The sequence below is a fragment of the Paenibacillus sp. FSL R5-0378 genome (assembly GCF_038009285.1).
GTDB classification, from domain to species: domain Bacteria; phylum Bacillota; class Bacilli; order Paenibacillales; family Paenibacillaceae; genus Paenibacillus_AQ; species Paenibacillus_AQ favisporus.
The window spans coordinates 510,612-528,837 of the sequence record NZ_JBBPAY010000001.1 but is presented as its reverse complement, the minus strand read 5'-3'; the positions used below and the strand labels follow the sequence as shown (position 1 = coordinate 528,837).

At 54.6% G+C, this 18,226-nt stretch carries 12 protein-coding genes; 4 read left to right on the top strand and 8 right to left on the bottom strand.

Annotated features, from left to right (window positions below; all coding sequences use genetic code 11):
• The first annotated feature begins 66 nt into the window (after positions 1–66).
• Together MKY74_RS02280 and MKY74_RS02275 are read left to right on the top strand one after the other, a co-directional pair.
• Positions 67–741 (top strand): response regulator transcription factor, encoded by a 675-nt coding sequence (locus MKY74_RS02280; RefSeq protein ID WP_076173037.1) that lies wholly within the window; start codon positions 67–69, stop codon positions 739–741.
• On the top strand, positions 738–2,087 hold the full coding sequence (locus tag MKY74_RS02275; protein ID WP_341011550.1) for a sensor histidine kinase: 1,350 nt from the start codon (positions 738–740) through the stop codon (positions 2,085–2,087). Before MKY74_RS02280 ends, MKY74_RS02275 begins: the two co-directional genes overlap by 4 nt.
• Here the strand turns inward: MKY74_RS02275 and MKY74_RS02270 are convergent.
• The 4 genes from MKY74_RS02270 to MKY74_RS02255 form a co-directional block, all read right to left on the bottom strand.
• Positions 2,056–4,695, bottom strand: a complete 2,640-nt coding sequence (locus MKY74_RS02270) for a LuxR C-terminal-related transcriptional regulator (protein ID WP_076173036.1) — start codon at positions 4,693–4,695, stop codon at positions 2,056–2,058. The two genes, MKY74_RS02275 and MKY74_RS02270, sit on opposite strands and share 32 nt — an antisense overlap.
• Positions 4,696–5,033: 338 nt before the next feature.
• Positions 5,034–5,696: a DUF2642 domain-containing protein gene (locus MKY74_RS02265; RefSeq protein ID WP_076173035.1), complete on the bottom strand. Its 663-nt coding sequence runs from the start codon at positions 5,694–5,696 to the stop codon at positions 5,034–5,036.
• 13 nt (positions 5,697–5,709) lie between these two features.
• Positions 5,710–7,053, bottom strand: coding sequence for an arsenic transporter (locus tag MKY74_RS02260; RefSeq protein ID WP_076173034.1), 1,344 nt, complete (start codon positions 7,051–7,053; stop codon positions 5,710–5,712).
• 205 nt (positions 7,054–7,258) lie between these two features.
• Positions 7,259–8,125, bottom strand: coding sequence for a hypothetical protein (locus MKY74_RS02255; protein ID WP_341011549.1), 867 nt, complete (start codon positions 8,123–8,125; stop codon positions 7,259–7,261).
• Positions 8,126–8,449: 324 nt separating this feature from the next.
• Here MKY74_RS02255 and MKY74_RS02250 point away from each other — a divergent pair, with 324 nt between their 5' ends.
• A complete protein-coding gene (locus tag MKY74_RS02250) occupies positions 8,450–9,499 on the top strand; it encodes a CotH kinase family protein (RefSeq protein WP_076173032.1) in 1,050 nt (349 codons plus the stop codon).
• Positions 9,500–9,586: 87 nt separating this feature from the next.
• Here the strand turns inward: MKY74_RS02250 and MKY74_RS02245 are convergent, their stop codons facing one another.
• The 4 genes from MKY74_RS02245 to MKY74_RS02230 all read right to left on the bottom strand — a co-directional run bounded on the left by MKY74_RS02245 (position 9,587) and on the right by MKY74_RS02230 (position 14,241).
• A complete protein-coding gene (locus MKY74_RS02245) occupies positions 9,587–11,521 on the bottom strand; it encodes an ABC transporter permease (protein WP_076173031.1) in 1,935 nt (644 codons plus the stop codon).
• Complete coding sequence (locus tag MKY74_RS02240; protein WP_076173030.1) at positions 11,496–12,269, bottom strand: ABC transporter ATP-binding protein; 774 nt, start codon at positions 12,267–12,269, stop codon at positions 11,496–11,498. Before MKY74_RS02240 ends, MKY74_RS02245 begins: the two co-directional genes overlap by 26 nt.
• Positions 12,270–12,538: 269 nt before the next feature.
• On the bottom strand, positions 12,539–13,543 hold the full coding sequence (locus MKY74_RS02235) for a sensor histidine kinase (RefSeq protein ID WP_179232164.1): 1,005 nt from the start codon (positions 13,541–13,543) through the stop codon (positions 12,539–12,541).
• Positions 13,544–13,545: 2 nt separating this feature from the next.
• Entirely contained in the window at positions 13,546–14,241 is a 696-nt protein-coding gene (locus MKY74_RS02230; protein ID WP_076173028.1) for a response regulator transcription factor, read from the bottom strand.
• 260 nt (positions 14,242–14,501) lie between these two features.
• Here MKY74_RS02230 and MKY74_RS02225 point away from each other — a divergent pair, with 260 nt between their 5' ends.
• Positions 14,502–18,101: a copper amine oxidase N-terminal domain-containing protein gene (locus MKY74_RS02225; protein WP_244169346.1), complete on the top strand. Its 3,600-nt coding sequence runs from the start codon at positions 14,502–14,504 to the stop codon at positions 18,099–18,101.
• Positions 18,102–18,226 lie beyond the last annotated feature (125 nt).

The following is an 18,226-nucleotide window of genomic DNA, read 5'->3' as shown; positions in this document are numbered from 1 at the left end:
CACGGAACGCATGAGCGCGAACTTTCGCGTTCATTTCATATCTATTATAGAAAGGAGTGGGGCGACTTGGCTCATATACTGGTTGTCGACGACGATCCTCATATCCGGGAGCTCGTCAGCCATCTGCTGAAAAATGAGGGCTATACGATAGCGGAGGCGGCGAACGGAAATGAAGCCTTGGAGGCGATGGAGTCGTTCAAGGCCGATCTGGTCATCCTCGATATTATGATGCCGGGCATGGACGGCTGGGAGCTGTGCCGTGAGCTGGATGCAGCCTATGACATTCCGCTGCTGATGCTGACGGCCAAAGGTGAGACTTCGCAAAAGGTCAAAGGGTTTGAGCTCGGGACCGACGACTATCTCGTCAAACCGTTTGATCCGCTCGAGCTGACCGTCCGGGTGAAGGCGCTCCTCAAACGTTATAAAATATCGGCCTCGCAGGAAATTCAGTTTGGCGACGTGCGTCTGAACCGCAAAACGTACGAATGCTACGCAGGATCGGCTGCGCTGACGCTCCCGCTGAAGGAATTTGAGCTGCTGTTTTTGCTTGGCAGCTACCCGGGCAAGACGTTTTCCCGGGATCAAATCATTGAACATATTTGGGGCTATGACTATGAAGGTGACGAACGGACCGTCGATGTGCATATCAAGCGGCTGCGGGAACGGTTTGCCGACCAGCAGGACCGCTTTCAGATCCGCACGATCCGCGGCCTCGGCTACCGGCTTGAGGTGCTGTCATGAAGGAGCGGGAGCAGGGGCCGGTTGATGCGTTCCAGGCTGACGGTACCGATGCCCGTTCCGGGAACCTGGAGCGAAACGGGCCGGATCGTTACAGCACACAGCGGGAACGGATTCAGCGCCGCCGTCTGGATCGGGAGCAGAACGAAACGTGGCAGCGCATGAATCACGCGAGGGGGACGAAGCCGGAGGACCGGCAGGAGGCTCGCCGGCTCAAGAAGGAAGAGCGGAGAAGAAAGCGGAAGGAAATTGCGAAGCGGAGAGAGGATGAGATTCGGGGCATGGACGGTGAGCCGCTGAACTTTTGGCTGCGCGTCCGGATCATCTTTTTCATGATCCTTTTGCTGTCAGCGCTCGTCGTCTGCTGGACTGCGGCGTTCTATATAACTCACGGCCTTCGCTGGCACATATCCCCGCTCTTGCGGCAGCTGCTGAATTCCGTGCTGGGATTCTTCATTTTCGGCGTTTCCATCTCGATTATTTCGCGGTTTGCGAAGCGGAGACAGTCGGAGTTTTACCAATTGGTCATCGATGCGCTGAAGCGGATCTCCAAAGGCGACTTCAAAGTGGAAATTCCGGTGTTCGGAGAAAACGGCCACTGGGGCGGGATTGTGAAGGGGATCAACAACATGGCCGCCGACCTGAACAACCTGGAGCATATGCGCCAGGAGTTTATATCGAACGTGTCCCACGAGACTCAATCCCCGCTGACTTCGATCAGCGGCTTTGCCCGCGTCCTGCGCGAGGAGAACCTGAGCCCCGGCCAGCGGGACCATTACTTGAACATCATTGAGGAGGAGAGCGTACGGCTCTCCCGGCTGTCGGAGAACATGCTGCGCCTGGCGTCGCTGGATTCCGACAAGCATCCGTTTCACGCTGAACCGGTCCGGCTGGACAAACAGCTGCAGATGCTCGTTCTCGCCTGTGAGCCCCAGTGGCAGGGCAAGGACCTCGATATGTCTGTAGAGTTTGAACCCGTGACGATCGAGGCGGATCGGGATTTGCTCAGCCAGGTCTGGGTGAATCTGCTCCACAATGCGATTAAGTTTACGCCGGAGGGCGGAACGGTCCAGGTTTTTCTCGAGGAAAGCGGGCAGGAAGCCGTCGTGCGCGTCAGGGACTCGGGCATTGGCATTTCGGCCGAGGACCTCGAGCATATTTTTGAAAGATTCTATAAAGCGGATAAATCAAGAACCCGCTCCGGCGGGGGAAGCGGGCTGGGACTATCGATTATTCAGAAAATCGTGCAGATGCACGGCGGCAGCGTCTCGGTCCAAAGCGCTCCGGGAGAAGGCACGGAGATGACGGTCCGGCTGCCTAAGACAGCAGACCGAGCTGCCGGGCCGTAACGAGCGCCTGGGTTCGCGAGGATACGCCGAGCTTTTCGTACAGGCGGGATAAGTAGACCTTAATGGTCCCTTCCGACAGAGCCAGCTCGGCGGCCATCTCCTTATTGCTCGCCCCTTGGCCGATCAGCCGGAGCAGCTCGGATTCGCTGCGGCTCAGCGGCTCGGCCGAGGCCGCCGGAGCTGCAGCCGCAGTCGCCGTCTCCTGCATGGCCACGGGGAATAGCCTCAGAAGCGTACGGACATAATCCCCGGATACTTCCCCCGGGAGCCCGGCCCCAATGTCCTCATGGCTTCCACCGGACTCTCCGCGAATGACGGCCGCCTCATACCGGCCAAGCAGCGACATCATCGGCTTGCCCTCATCCACAAAACTCCGGATATACCCGTTCTTTTCTCCCAGGAACAGGGCGGTATGGAGGTGGCGGAGGGCGGCCGTTTTTTGCCCCAGCTGTTCCTTCAGCAGCGCCTGCAGGGTATGGTTCTCCACGATGCCGGAAACGAGCTGCTCGCGCTCCGATTGGGGCAGCAGGTGCTCCAGAATCCGCAGCGCCTCGTTCTCCTTCCGCTGCTTGCCAAGCAGGCGCACAAGCGTCATCATTTCATACTCCCGCTGAAAAGTCGGCTTGTCCTTGGCGGTCAGCCCCAGCCGGGCCATCAGCTTCCTGGCGGCCGGCATTTGTCCGTCTGCAAGATGCATGCGGACTTTGAATGCCGTCAGCAGATGGACCCAGGGCGTGCCCCAGCCGGCAGAAGATGAGAGCGGGGCATCCAGCACTTCGTCGATGACGTCATGCGCCAGAGCGGTCCGGTCGTCCGCAATGAGCAGACGGGCCTTCATGAGCAGCATGGGAACGAGCAGTCCCGGTACGTTTAATTTTTCGGTCAAAGCTGTCATCTCCTGGAGCATCTGGCGGCACTCGCCGAGACGGTTCCATTCATAATATCCTTCAACGAGCGACTGCTTTACATAGAGATGAATGAGCGACCCCTGCCAGCCATGGGCGGCGAGCACACCCATAAACAGCGTGCCGATTTTTTCCGTGTCCGCCGACAGAACTCCTTTTAGCCCCAGAGCGGTCCGTCTCACAAGAGGCTCTGTTTTGTTGTAGTTAAACATATAATAAGTCGGGTCAGCCGGGAGGATATCGTCCAGCATGGTCCCGATGAAGGCAAACCAATTCGTGAAGTCTCCGCTGGCGAACATCAGATTGGAACGGACGAACAGGATGCCGCTCTGCAGCTGCTTCAGCCGTTCGGATTCCTTCAGCATCCGGGTCGACGCCTCCAGTGATCCGAGTCTGGTTTCAGCCTGGCCGAAGTGCCCGGTGAGCACCAGTACGAACGCGTACAGGAGCGACAGCTCCATAGACAGCTCATAGGCTGGCGGGAAGCCCTCGAACCAGCGCAGCAGGACGGAAACTTCACCGCGCTCCAGCACGGCTGGAATATGCTGCTCGAGCAGGCGGCCCGCCTCGGCGTAATCACCGGCAGCCATGGCGTGGTCTACGGCTTCGTCCAGCAATCCGCGGGACGCAAAGCCCCGGCTTGCCAGCCGGTTCAGCCGCAACCACTCATCGGGCTGATGCCGCTTGAGGTGTTCCCGGACAAATCCGGCGAATAAATGATGGTAGCGGAACCATTCATGCTTCAGGTCCAGCGGGATGAGAAATAAATTGAACCGGCGGGCCGCGTCAAGCTTGTCCCCGCTGGCAGGGTCGCCCGTGAGCAGGCTGCATATGCCTGCATCCATCCGGTCGAGAACGGCCGTCGTCAGCACGAACGATCTCAAGTCGGCAGGAAGCTGCGCAAGTACCTCCTGAAAAAGGTAATCGGCCACATCCCGGTGGTCCCCATAGAACCCTTCGATCCATCGGTCCACGTCTTCCGCCGCTCTTAAAGAGAGCGAGGCCAGCTGCAGACCGGCTGCCCATCCCTCGGTCCGTTCCGCAATCCGGTCGATCTGCCGCGGGGTCAGCCGCATGATGCCGGACTTGTGGTAGAACTGCTCGGACTCGTCCCGGGTAAACTGGAGCCTGTCGGCGTCAATGACGATGCATTCCCGCTTGGAGAGCCATTTGGATGCAGGAAAAGGTACTTCCTTGCGGCTCGCGACCGTCACATGGAGGGTGGGGGGCATATAGTCGATCAGGTAAGACAAGCCGTTATGGATGCGGTCATCCTCTATCCAATGATAATCGTCCAATACGAGCTTTACAGGCTCGGACAGTCCATAAAGCTCATTCATTAACGCATCCAGGAAGGCGTCTGCCGACAGGGACGGCAGGGCATCGGCCAGTTCCAGCATTCGCAGGGCTGCCGGGGCCGGCAGGACTTCCGCCAATGCAAACGCCGCATAGCGCCAGAACCGGACCGGATCGTTGTCACGGCCGTCCAGCGCCAGCCAGGCGCAGTTGACGCCTTCGCTTCGGGCCCACTGCGTCAACAGGGTGGTTTTGCCTGAGCCGGCAGGGGCGTAAATCAAGGTGAGTCTGCCATGAACTCCACCCGACAGAGATTGAAGCAGTCGTTCCCTCTCGACCAAGCCATCCTTCGGAAAGGGCAGGGTGATTTTTGTTTTTAAGATGATTGCATCGGTCCGCGTGATCATTGTATCCTCCAAATTTCCGACAAAATGGATGCCTTTTCCGTACTTTTTCTCTCATTATATAAAAAAACGGCCGATCCGTTAACTTTCGTTAATCGCCAAAGGCCTGTTCTTCGGTTAAAATATGCGCAGATCGGAACGTGAGACGATGAGCCGGTCACCCCAATTAACCAAACAACGCCAATCTCCCCAAACAGGGTCCCTGCTCCTGGGTCCTAGATCCCCCTCCCCCACAACTCTGCCGCGAAGCTCCCCGGAAACCGGAAACGGTCCCCCTGCCGGATTCCGGCGTTATGCAAAAACAGCCAATCAGAGCATGCTCTGCATTGGCTGTTTTTTGGTTAGGGAAGATGAATGGATTTGATATGATCCGTGTGAAGAAGGATGGTTTGGCCTCCCGCCTCGATCAGCTCTATAATATGACTGTCTACTTTTTTGAGGAGCCCGGCTTTGAGGGGAGATTCACCCAAATCGAACACGACCAGACCATTCTGGAATTTTTCAAGCTGCTGTTCCAAGTTCCGCGATAGGGCCGGTGTTCCTGGCTGCACGGGAAAATGCGAATCGCTCAAATCATAGGGGGTCATATTCGGAGGGTACGGAGACAAATATTTTACATGGTGCAGCGGGATATAGATGGTATGGTGAACAGGGGAGTAGAAAAGGAAATAATCATTCATAATGCTGGTTACATACCCATGAATCGAGCTGGCACCGCCAAGATGGATTTCCGTAAATATGCCTCTTGCATTCATCAGCATCTTGCGAAAAGAAATATGGGCATGGTCAAGAACGGGCTCTTTGTTGTCTTGAGACGAATCCTCGGCCTCCTCCATGACCTTCATGTGCTGAAGATGGTGTACCGGCGTGTAAATATATTTGTTTTCCGAGTAGAGGACCAAAATATCGCTGCCGACATCAATGAGTTCACCGATGATCGGGATTTTATAGCCCGAGATCTTTAATTCTATTGTTTTTCCAAGTAGAGAACGGATGGACTCCATAGCTTGCCTCCTTTCATATGACATATTGAGTCCAGAGATAAAGGCTGGCGAGGCTGACGATTAGACCGACAGGTATCACAATGAACGTAACGCGCATATACTGCTTCCATGTGATATGAATTTTGCTGCTTCTTAACATGAACATCCATATCAAGGTCGCGAGGGTTCCGACGGGCGTCAACAGCGAACCGATGTCGCTTCCGATAATCGTTGCCATATAAGCGAGATGGACATGCTGCGGATCAAGTCCCATGCCGAGCACCGCTAAGGTTCCGATCATGACGGACGGCAGGTTATTCACGATATTGGACAACAGGGTCAGCAACAGTCCGAATGCGGCGATCAGGCTAGCTTCACCCATGCCGGCAAATGGTTGTAATCCGTTGATTAAAGCAGCGGTTAACCCGGCGTTATCCAGGCTTTTGACGATAATATAGATGCTGAAGGCGAACAGCAGGATATGCCAAGGCGTCTTCGTGACGATGTCCTTGATCCCTGTTTTGGTCCGATACCAGCGGACGAAGACGATGAGGGCAGCCCCGGTGATTGCGACATACTCGAGCGGTATACTCAAGCTTGCTGCTAGAAAGAAACCTGCCCGGAAGAGGACTACGATGCAGATGCTGACACGAAACAGCCACCAGTCGATTTGGGTTCTGGATTCGGTTGGCTGTTGAAGCGGGTGTATGTTAACTAATGAAAAATCACGGGCGGGGTTACGGGAGATGGTAACGGGTATCTGTTTGCGGAAATAAAGGTAGAGCAGCATGGCGATCGTTGCGATCCCGATCATGGAGGGGACGAACATAATTAGGGTATAGCTGTTCAGGTCCAGGCCTACGATATTAAGCGCGATGAGATTCGCGAGGTTGCTCACGCCGATCGGTGCGCTGGATGCCGTTGCGATGAGTGCGCCGGAAAGGAGGTACGGTATTTTTTGATGCGGCTTTAATTTCAGCATCGAGCAGATTTGAATAATGATGGGCGTTGTGATCAGGATACTGCCATCGTTATTAAAGAAAATCGTCATTAGGAAGCAGAGCAGGATCACGTACCAGAACAGTTTCCGGCCGGAACCGTTTACCCGTTCAATCAGGTTAAGAGCAACCCAGCGAAAAACACCGACGCTGTCCAGCACCAGGGACATCACGATTGTAGACAGAATCGTCACAGCGGCTCCGGAAACGATGTTGAAGATGGTGATCAGGTCCGTTAAAGGGACGACCCCGGCGGCGAGCAGAATAAATGCTCCGGCAGTGGTTGAAATGGATTCGTTGATTCCGCGGGGACGCCACATCAAGAAAATGACGGTGATGGCAAATACGCCGACTGTTAGCCACATTTGGTAGTCAGACATTTACTTTGACTCACCTCCCAGGGGGAGAACACTGGATACTGGCTGAATGACTGGATCTGCGGTCCGTGTAGCTTTTCCTGGACGAATCATCCAGTACAACGGGATTCCGGCAAGTAAAACTGCAATAAATACATACATGGTTTATTCCCCCCTTTGTGGATTGGATTCAACGCGAAGGGTCTATTTGGTTGATTGCAGTCATGGCTTATTTACCGATTTTGCGCTTGCGTACCGTACGTTTAATCGTTTTGGTCTTTCTCCAGGATCTGTTAGCCCATTCCATGGCCCCTCTTGTCAGATTGCCTTTGGTATGGTTGCCGCGGGTTTTGTTGCCACGGGTTTGATGGCCACGAGTTTGATTGCCACGAGTTTGGTTGCCACGAGTTTGGTTGCCGCGGGTTTGATTACCACGAGTTTGGTTGCCACGAGTTTGGTTGCCGCGGGTTTGATTACCACGAGTTTGGTTGCCGCGAGTTTTGTTACCTCTAGTTTGATTGCCGCGGGTTTGGTTGCCTTTGGTTTGGTTACCTTTGGTTTGGTTGCCTTTGGTTTGGTTACCTTTGGTTTGGTTGCCTTTGCTTTGGTTGCCTCCAGACTGATTGCCTTTAGATTGGTTTTTGTTACCGCCGCTCTTGTTCTTGTTTCCTCCACTGGTGTTCGAGCCGATGACCATAACGGATTTTACATGGAATATCGGAATACTGATGACTTCATCTTTTTTGGCTACCACCGTCAATGTGGATTGGTTCACATCCGCAACCACACCTTCGACTTTTTCAGGGCCGCCGCGGTTAATCTGTACGCGTTGGTAGCGGAGCGCGTGCAGCAATCCAGCGAAGTTTCCTGCCATAATCGGGTTCACCGTCATGGCTTTTGCCCCTCCGGATTTGCCTGTGCTGCTGATGCTTTTGATATGGGTGCTGTTGACATAGACGATGCCTTCTTTCGTCGCAACGGCCAGGTAACCGTTTTGTATCCCCACCAGAACACCTACGATCGAGTCTTTCCCGCCGCGATTGATTTTCACCTCGCTCCCAATGGAGTTCATTGTGTTAAGACCTGCTAACGACATACCAATTACCCCTTCCAAGATAGTTTGGATAGTCTCATGAAGGGCTTTATTTGTCCTTCGAGTCTATCTGTAATCTATTTATATGTGTCTTGCAAAAAAGGGGACTAGCCGAAAATACTAGATTATCCAAAATCAAACCGGAGTCTATCTTTCTATGTCTGCCGAATAGTTTTTACACTAGAAAGGCGTCAGCCCTTACGTGAACTGCCGGCGCCGCATAGGTTGAACAAAGCCTAAATAGGGCAAATGATCACGCCGTGTTCAGCCCCAGTGGGCCGGGCAGGCCGTAGATCAGGCGATTCAATCTAGAAGGGCGGTTACGGCATGGGTCTGCCTGTATACCGGATCGAGTTAAAGGATTCGGCGATGAAAAAGCTGGAGAGCAACATATGGTCCGATTCGTTTGTCAGTGGAACGATGAGTATGGATGGCCGGAGGACTCCGATTCGCATTCGTTACCGCGGGGGCCATACCCGTGAATATCCGAAAAAATCCTATGAGATTCGGACGGCCAAGGCGACGTACCACTTTAACGCGGAGCACGATGATCCGTCCCTGATGAGAAACGCCCTTTCATTTCATTATTTTAATGTGCTTGGCGTTCCCAGCCCCTCGACGAAACACTGCGTGCTTTATATGAATGGAAAGAAAGAAGGGGTGTATTTAAGAATCGAGGCGGTGAAGTCTGCTTTTTTCCGCAAAAGGGGGCTCCACGCACGAAGCATCATCTATGCGGTCAATGATAATGCTGACTTTGCCATGCCGGAAAAAAATGCGAAGTCGAGCAGATTGCTGTCAGGATACGCTTTCATTAAAGGCGGCGAAACGGACAGGAACCGCCTCAGCGACTTCATCCGCAGCATTAACCGAAAAAAAGGGACCGAGCTAAGCGATTATCTTCGGCAGCGACTGGATATGGACAATTACTTGCGCTGGTTATGCGGGGCTGTGCTGACCGGAAATTACGACGGGTTCCTCCAGAACTATACGATATTCGAATACGTCAAACGCAATAAGTATGGAATGATCCCTTGGGATTACGAGGGCACATGGGGCAGAAACTGCTATGGTAAAGCTGTAAACTCCGACCTGGTCAGGATTAAGGGATACAACGTGCTGACTGGAAAAGTGCTGGCTTACAAGGCGAACAGACAGAAGTATAAGCGAATCCTTGAGCGGGCACTGGAATCCACCTTTACCGTATCCCGCCTGATGCCTGTGGTCAGGAAAATGCACAGCGCCATTGCTCAGGATATCTATGATGACCCTAAATATAAGTGGGATGTTGGTATATTTGATACGGAACCGGATGTCATCAGGGAATATATTGAAGACCGGCGCCGGGATATCAAGAATGAAATGGAGCAGCTTTGAGCGAGCCGTGGCTCCCCCGGCTACATAACACAAGCCCTGGCACGCTTACACGTACCAGGGCTTGCTTCCCAGGGATTTGACCCCGCTTCAGATCATTTTCTGATGTAAATGATTTAAATAGCGCCAGCGCGTGATCCAATAATAAACGACCTGGATCGCCAGGAACGTGGCGAAGATGGCCAGCGTATGCGAAGCGACGGAGAAGTCGACCAGCTGCTGCAGGGCCAGAAAGGCGACGCTGCTGTGGATAACCGCCACCAGCATTGGCAGGAAGAACATCAGCAGCAGCTGCCTCGAGACGGTTCGCCCCAATTCCCTCCGGCTTAATCCCACCTTAGAGATCATCCGGTACTGCTCTTCGTCCCGGGCCAGGTCGGCATAGAGCCGGAAGTAGATGAAGCTCGCAGCAAAGGTGAAGAACACGATCCCGACGAGCCCGCTGACGATCAGCAGCAGGCCGTTTAACTGCCGGGACTCGACCCAGTCAATGACGAGCGCCTGGAAGTTGTAATTCATATTTCCCGACTCATCGACGTCATTATTAATGGTGTCGCGGAGCTCCTGCGCGATGCGCAGCGTGTGGTGCCAGTCCGGAACGACAAACTGCACAGAGACGATCTTGAGCAGATTGCCGGCGTTCATCTTCGCATAGTCTGCGTCGGACACGACATACACGTTGGTGGTATTGGGTACGACGATATGAGGCAGCGCTTTGAGCAGATGCAGGGTCATTTCCGAGCCTTCCTTCGTCAGGGTCAGGCGGTCCTGGGTTAATCCGTCCAGCTTGAACTCGCTGGTTTGCGTGACCGTCGAGGGCGTGGCGAACGCTTCCCCTTCACGAAGCGTCTCCTGCTCGTAACCGAGGGCCTGCGCCAGTCGGTTGTAATCGTCCAGCTTGATCAGCATGAACCCGTTATCCGAATAAGTCGGGATATAAGATACTTTGCGGTAGTCAAAACCCTCCCTCCGCAGCGTATCTTCAATCAGGCGGACATGCTTCTGCTCAAACGAATTTTTATGGTCCGAATCATTATATGAATCATACGTGAACGCATACGGGTTCTTCATCGAAGCGAGCCCGGGGTCGCCAATGGCCAGCGCGGTGCCGATCCCGGTAAAAGCGGTAGCGGAAATGACCGCAACCATGAAGAACATCACGGCGTTGTCCCGCAACCGGTAAATCAGCTCGGAAATCGTCAGCAGGTTTGTCCGCTTGAGGAAGATGCGGGGCCGCTTCTTCATCGCTCTCATCACGTACACGCTGAGCTGGGTGAACAGGAAGTACGTGCCGACGATGACCAGCGCCACGCCGCCGAGCAGCAGCAGGAATGAGAACATCCGGCGCAGCACGAACAGGAACACGCAGGCGTAGCCGAGTATGATCAGCAGCGCCGACAGAACGGACAGCAGGACCGATGCTTTCGGCTCAGGCTTGGGCTTATCCTCCGCTTTGATCAGCTCGATGAGCGTGCCCTTCCGGGTCATCACCGACGTGAAGGAAGCGACCAGCAGGAAAAGAAGCAGGTACGCCCCGGCCGTCAGCAGGATCGCTTTTCCCGGCAGGTAAAAGGGCAGCCCGTCGACGATCGCCAGCATCGAGGCGGAGATGAGCAGGATCAGCTTCGAGAACACGGCCCCGACGATGATCCCGGCGATAATGGCTGCAACACCGATGGCGATATTTTCAATAAAAAGCATCCGATTCAGCTGTTTGCGGGACATGCCGAGCAGGAGCAGAATGCCGAATTCCTTTTTGCGCAGCTTGATAAACGAAGATGCTGAATACAGCAGGAAAAAGAACGAGAAAATGAACACGATACATTGGGATACCCGCAGCCCCATCGTGCCGAGCATGCTCAGCGTTCCGCTGGAGGACACGATGTTTCCCTTCAGATCGGGATGAAAGAGCAGCAGGGCATAGATGAAGAAAATCATGACCGAAAAGGCGCTGCTCAGAAAATGGGCGACGTACGCGCGCTTGTTCCGGAAGACGTTATTAAAGGCGAACTGGCGAAAATTCATGTCCGTTCCCTCCCAGCAGCGACAGCACGTTGATGATCTTTTGGTAGAACGCCGCGCGGTTATCCCCGTCATGGATTTCGTTGTACAGCTGGCCGTCTTTGATAAAAATAACGCGGTGACAGTAGCTCGCCGCCACCGGATCGTGGGTGACGAGCAGCATCGTGGCCCCGTCCTCCTGATTGCGCTTCTCGAGAATTTCCATCACGTCGCGCGCTGCCTTGGAGTCCAAGTTGCCTGTCGGCTCGTCGGCCAGCAGCAGCTTGGGCCGGTGGATTAGCGCCCGCGCGATCGCGGTTCGCTGCGCCTGCCCTCCGGATATCTCGTAGGTTCGCTTATCCAGGATCGGGGTAATGCCAAGTTTCTCAGCTAGAGCGGCGACCCGTTCGTTCATTTCCTGCACGCCGACGCCATCCAGCGTTAACGGCAGTATAATGTTCTCCTTCACCGTCAGCGTATGAAGCAGATTGAACGACTGAAAGACGAAGCCCAGCTCCCGGCGGCGGAACAGTGCCAGCTGATCCTGGGACAGGCGGTACGGATCCTCTCCGCCGATGCGGATTTCGCCCGAGGTCGGGCGGTCGATGGTCGACACGATGTTCAGCAGGGTCGTTTTTCCGCTCCCGGACGGCCCCATAATGCCGACAAACTCGCCTTCCTGAATCGTTAAATCGATATTGGACAGAGCCTCGTAGGAAACCATGCCTTTATAAATTTTGCCTATATTTTTGGCGGATAAAATGTCCGTCATCCGAAGCACTCCTTCTCTTCAACCCGGACACCTGCTCGCGCGCGGGAGAGCGGCGGAACCGGCGGTCCGTTCAATTTTAGGGTCCCCGCAAGATCAGTGATGGCGCATCGATGTAAAGGGATGCTTTGCGGGGTTCATCTAGGTCCAGTGTAAGCGATGGAGCCCAAATCTCCTATGGATGGACCTTTCAGCAATCTTACACGGATGTAAGCTTGCGTCACCGCCTGCAGGCTTGTCTTGTCCGGACGCGCGGCAAAAAGGCGCCGGAATCAGCGATTCCGCACCTGTACCTGCGAGCGCTCAAAATGGAGACGGACCGCCGTCCCTTCCCCGGGCGCCGATTCGATGCGAATGCCGTGGCCCAGCTTGTCCACGACCTCTTTTACGAGATACAGCCCCATACCCGTAGATTCCTTGAACCTGCGGCCGTTCTCGCCCGTGTAGAAGGGACGGAAGACCCGCCCGAGGTCCGCCTTCGGAATGCCGACGCCCCGGTCCCGGATTTCCAGGGTCAAGGAACGGTCGTCTTCAGTCCTGGCGGAAACCGTAATTTTGCTGCCGGTGCCGGCGGCATATTTGATGGCGTTGGACAGCAGCTGCTCGAGCATGAACCGCATCCATTTGGCATCGGTTTGCACCATAACCCCGTCGTCCACCTGAACTTCCGGATACACATGATTGCGGATAAAATACCGCTTGAGCTCATGCACCGTTTCGTTTACGGCCTGCCTGAGCCCTACGGGCTCCACGCTGAAGTCCTGCTCGAAGGTTTCGAGACGGGACACGTACAGCACCATCTCCAGGCCGCGCCGGATGCGGTCGGTTTCCTCCGATATGCTGAGCAGACGCTCATCGTCTTCACCCTGCGTAATCATCTCGATGACGGATACCGGCGTCTTCATCTGATGCACCCACTGGTTCATGAAGGTCAGGTGCTCCTGCTGCTTGCGTTCCCAGGTCTGAAGCAGGTTCTGGTAATGCCGGTACTGCGTCTCCAGCAGATGGTTGAAGGCTTGGGACACTGGTGCGGTACCGCCTGCGGCGATCGACTCGTTTAAGGCTTCGAATGGACGGGATAAGCGCATGTACAGCAGCCGCTGGCTGAAGAAACGAAAGATGAGATATCCGGCAAAAATAAACAGGCCGAGAAAAATGCCATAGAGCGCCGTGAGCGGATGGTCGTATCCGTCAAACCAGAACACAGCCACAACGGCCAGCAGTTCCAGCATCGTGAAGATCAGCAGCGGAATATGATCGCGAATGAAGAGCTTCAACGTCATGCCTCATCCTTCCATGCCATATTGAGACGGTAGCCCGAGCCGCGCACCGTTTCCAGCGCCTCCCCGATGCCCAGCTCCGCCAGCCTTTTGCGGACACGGGTAATATTCACGCTCAAGGTGTTGTCGTCCACGAACGTGTCGTCCCACAGCTTCTCGAGGATCGTTTCCCGGGAGACCAGCCGCGGACTGCGTTCCAGCAGGGTTTCAATCAGAATCGTTTCCTTCCGGGTCAGGGAGATCCGCTTGTCCCCCAGCTTCAGCTCCATCCGTTCGGGATACAGGACAAGCCCGGCTTGTTCGACCGTCCGCTCACCGCCGGCGGCATAATCCCCATAGACGCGCCGGAGCTGGCTGCGAATTTTGGCCATCACAATTTCGTAGTGAAACGGCTTGGTGATATAATCGTCGCCGCCGTTCTCCAGGGCCATGACCTGATCCATCTTTTCGTTGCGGGCCGAAATAAAAACGATCGGGCAGGTCGACACCTGTCGGATCTGCCGGCACCAGTAGTAGCCGTCGAAGCTCGGCAGGTTGACATCCAGCAGCACGATATGGGGGGCGGCCGCCGTAAACTCATCCAGCACACGGTCGAAATCGTGAATGACGATGGCCTCGTCTCCGTATTTTTGGATATGGGACTGAAGCAGACCGGCGATCTTGGGATCGTCCTCGACGATCAATATTTTATACATATCCGAATTCTCCTTATGAAAGCAGTACTCGTGTTCCTATAATCGTTAACTCAGTATCATTATACACGTAAACCGCTGCGGGATTCAGGGCGCACAGGTTCTGGTCGGGAAACGGGGGATATCGAATAAGGGTCCGGAGATCCCATTGAAAAAATATTTTTTCGGAGCAGATAACTTTTTGCTGTCTTCCTCCGTCAGATATTACACAGTCAATAATTTCCATATCAGGAAAAGCAAAAGGAGGCGCGTTTGTGAAAAAAATGTGGTTAACGCTTATGGCCGCCGTGATGATCTTCTCGGTCGCCCTCGGCGCCAATCAGGGGCAGGCAGCGGCCGCAGCCAGTCAAATCTCGATTTATATTGACGGCCAGAAGCTGTACTCCCCTCAGGCTCCCATTATGGTGAAAGGCAGGGCCATGCTCCCGATGCGAGCCATTTTTGAGGCGCTCGACGCCACGATCGACTGGAACGCGAAGACGAAAACCGTCACCGCGAAACGGGATCAAACGACGATCGTGCTGAAGATCGGCTCTAAGTCTGCGATCGTCAACAACCGGACATTGTCCCTGGATGTACCCGGCCAGATCTACAAGGGCAGCACGATGGTGCCTGTCCGGTTCGTCAGCGAGGCGCTGGGTGAAAAGGTAGACTGGAATGCTTCTAACAAGACGGTAACGATCACGACATCCGGCGGACCGGTTAATGCCGTGGACTATGTTTCGGCCCGGACCATTTCCAAAAACGGCGACGGACGCGATGTGGAAGTCAGCTTCCCGAAAGTTTCGCCGGAGTCCGGCGTAAGCGAATACCGGGTGCTGATGGTCAAATCGGGCAATGCGTACAATTTCAATCTTGCTCAGGCGCTTTCGACCAGCAGCTACACCTCGATCCGCCCGGACGGGGATGACGTGTCGATTACCTTGTCGTCCCAGACCCGCGACGTGAACGGCGATTTGCTCCGGTCGGGGCAGTCCTACGCGGCGTTTGTTCTGACCGTGGGCAAACGCGGGAACAGCGCCCTGTCCGGCGTATCCCAGACAATCACGCTGTCTCAGGCCCCGACCCTTCCATCCGTTGGAGCGGTTTCGAACCTCAAAGTATCCGATGCGAGTGACTACGGGGACGGCCGAGACCTGTCCGTCAGCTTTACCAAGGCCCAAACCGAGAACAATATTACGAATTACCGCATCTATGTGGTCAAAACCAAGGATAAGAACAGCTTTGACCTGACCGCTGCCAACAAGGTGTCGTCCTCAAACTTCACAGTGGTGAACAAGGCTGGAACGACCTTGTCCGGCAATCTTTCTTCTTCGGCAAGGGATACCTCCGGCGAGCTGATCCGGAACGGGGTTCCTTACACGGTGTTTGTGATGTCCGTCAGCAATACCGGCAGTTACACGTCGCAGCTGTCCGCCGCTTCATCGTCCATTACGCTGGCTGCCAATGCGGTATCTGCACCGGTCATTACCCGCGTGGATGACATCAGCAATTATGGCGACGGCCGGGATCTGCGCGTGAACTTCAATAGGGTATCCGACGAGTCCCGTATCGGTTCTTACCGGATCTTTGTCGTGAAGGACAGCAAGGCAGGCAGCTTTAGCCTCTCGGCAGCGAACAATGTTCCGAGCGCTTATTACACGCAGGTGGGCAAAACCGGTTATAACATCAGCCAGGTGCTGTCTTCCGGAGCGCGTGACGTCGACGGATCGTTGATCGCGAACGGCGTTGTATACCGCGTGTTCGTCATGGCCGTGGGAACGGGAAGCTATTCCGGCAGCAATGCGCTGTCCTCGGCGTCTTCTTCCATCGTGCTCTACGGCAATGGTAATGTCGATGCGGCAAGCAATGTGAATGTCAGCGACATTAGCGATTACGGCGATGGCCGCGATCTGCGGGTTACCTTTAACCGGGCATCCGACGAGAGCCGCATTTCCGGCTACCGGATCATGGTCGTGAAGTCGAACCAGGCAGGAAGCTTCAATCTGTCCTGGGCGAACTCGGTGTCCAGCTCGAACTACACGACGGTAGACAAAACCGGATATAACATTACGAAGGTGCTGTCTTCCGGAGCAAGGGACGTGGACGGCGACTATATCCGCAATGGCACCAGCTACCGGGTGTTCGTTCTGTCGATCGGTTCCGGCGGCTACTCCGGCAGCAACGCGCTGTCTTCCTATTCCCCGGCGATTACGCTGGGCACCAACGGCTACGTAGGACCGGCAAGCAACGTGAGCGTATCTGACGTTTCAGACTACGGCGACGGCCGGGACCTTCTCGTGAACTTTAAGCGTGCCGACGACGAAAGATATATCAGCCAGTACCGCATTCTCGTCGTGAAAAATGGAGATGCCGGACGTTTTGATCTGAATGACGCCAGCGCGGTGCGCAGCTCGAACTACACAGCAGTCACGCCGAATGGTGCCAACATCAGCAAGGCCCTCGCTTCGGGAGCGCGGGATGTGGATGGGGACGCCATCCGGAACGGCATCTCCTATCGAGTATTTATTCTATCGGTAGGAACGGGCAGCTACGCCGGAACGAATGCTCTCTCCTCGTATTCGCCATCCATCACACTGTCGGGCAACGTGAAGGTCGACCCGGCAACGAATGTGAAGGCGGCGGATATCGGCGATAACGGCGATGGACGCGATCTGCAAGTGACTTTCAATCGTGCCAAGGACGAAAGCAACATTAAAGGTTACCGGATTCTCGTCGTCGAGGCGGATTCGGCTCGTTTCTTCGGCCTTTCCGATGCTGAAAGCGTGCCTAGCTCACGTTATACCGCAGTGGATAAAACGGGATCGGACTTAATCGGCGCGCTGAATGTAGGGGCCCGCGACGTCGATAATAATGCCATCAAAAATGGCCTCAGCTATAAGGTGTTCGTTCTGTCTGTAGGAGCGAACGGTACCAATGCGCTGTCTGAACCATCTGCGCCGATCACACTGTCCACGAAGTCTGCAAGTCCCGTAACGGATGTCAGCGTGTCGGACGTAGGAGATAGAAACAACGGCAGTGACCTGGAGGTTGCCTTTACCAAAGCGGCGGATGAGAGCAATGTTTACGGATACCGTGTCTTGGTCGTGCCTGCCGATAAAGCAGACGGACTTAAGGCGGAAGCAGCAGCAGAGATCCGGAATTATACGGAGGCACGGAAGGGAGAGAACTTTAAACAAACGCTCAGTCCGGATGCCAGAGACATCGACGATAAACTGATTGAGAACGGAAAATCTTATAAGGTGCTGGTCTTGTCTATGATGACCACGTCCGGTAAAGGAAGCGTCCTGTCGAAACCTTCCAATGAAATCACACTGCAGTCCAACCCGACCCTGGTGACTCGCGTCACCGCCTCGGAGCTAAAGGATGAAGAGGTCAAAGTTACCTTTGCGAAGGCTGCGGACGAAAGCAGCATCGATTATTACAAGGTGTTTGCCGTGCCGGTTGGATCGACCACGTTCATGACGGCGAAGTCCGCCAAGGAGGAACCGGACAGCTTTAAGAAGGTCGATAAGGCCAACAAGGGTTCTTACGAGACGGCTTTCCAGGCGGGCGACAAAGATATTTACGGTCAGGAGCTTGATAAGAATGCCAGCTACCTGGTATACGTCCTGTCCGTGTTGAAAGGGGACCAGGCTTCCAAAAGCGTGCTTTCCTCCGAAACAGGTTTTATGTTTGTGACGGCTTTTAACAACGAGGAGGATGCGAAGAAATACACCAAAAACCAGCTGGTGAGCGATCAGGGCAGCATTTATCAAGTGCTAAAGGACTCGCCGCAGGGAACGCCGGGTAAATCTGGTGACTATAAACTGCTGAAGAAGGCGGAAGCCAAAACAGCCGTCTCCAGCAAAACAAAGGGCTAAGAAGGGTTTCACGTAAACCTGCCGATCATCGGCCCGCAAAACGCAGCTCCTGGATTATGGATTCCAGGGGCTGTTTTGATTGCATATGTCTAATTTCCACATGAAAAATCATCCAATTATTAGGG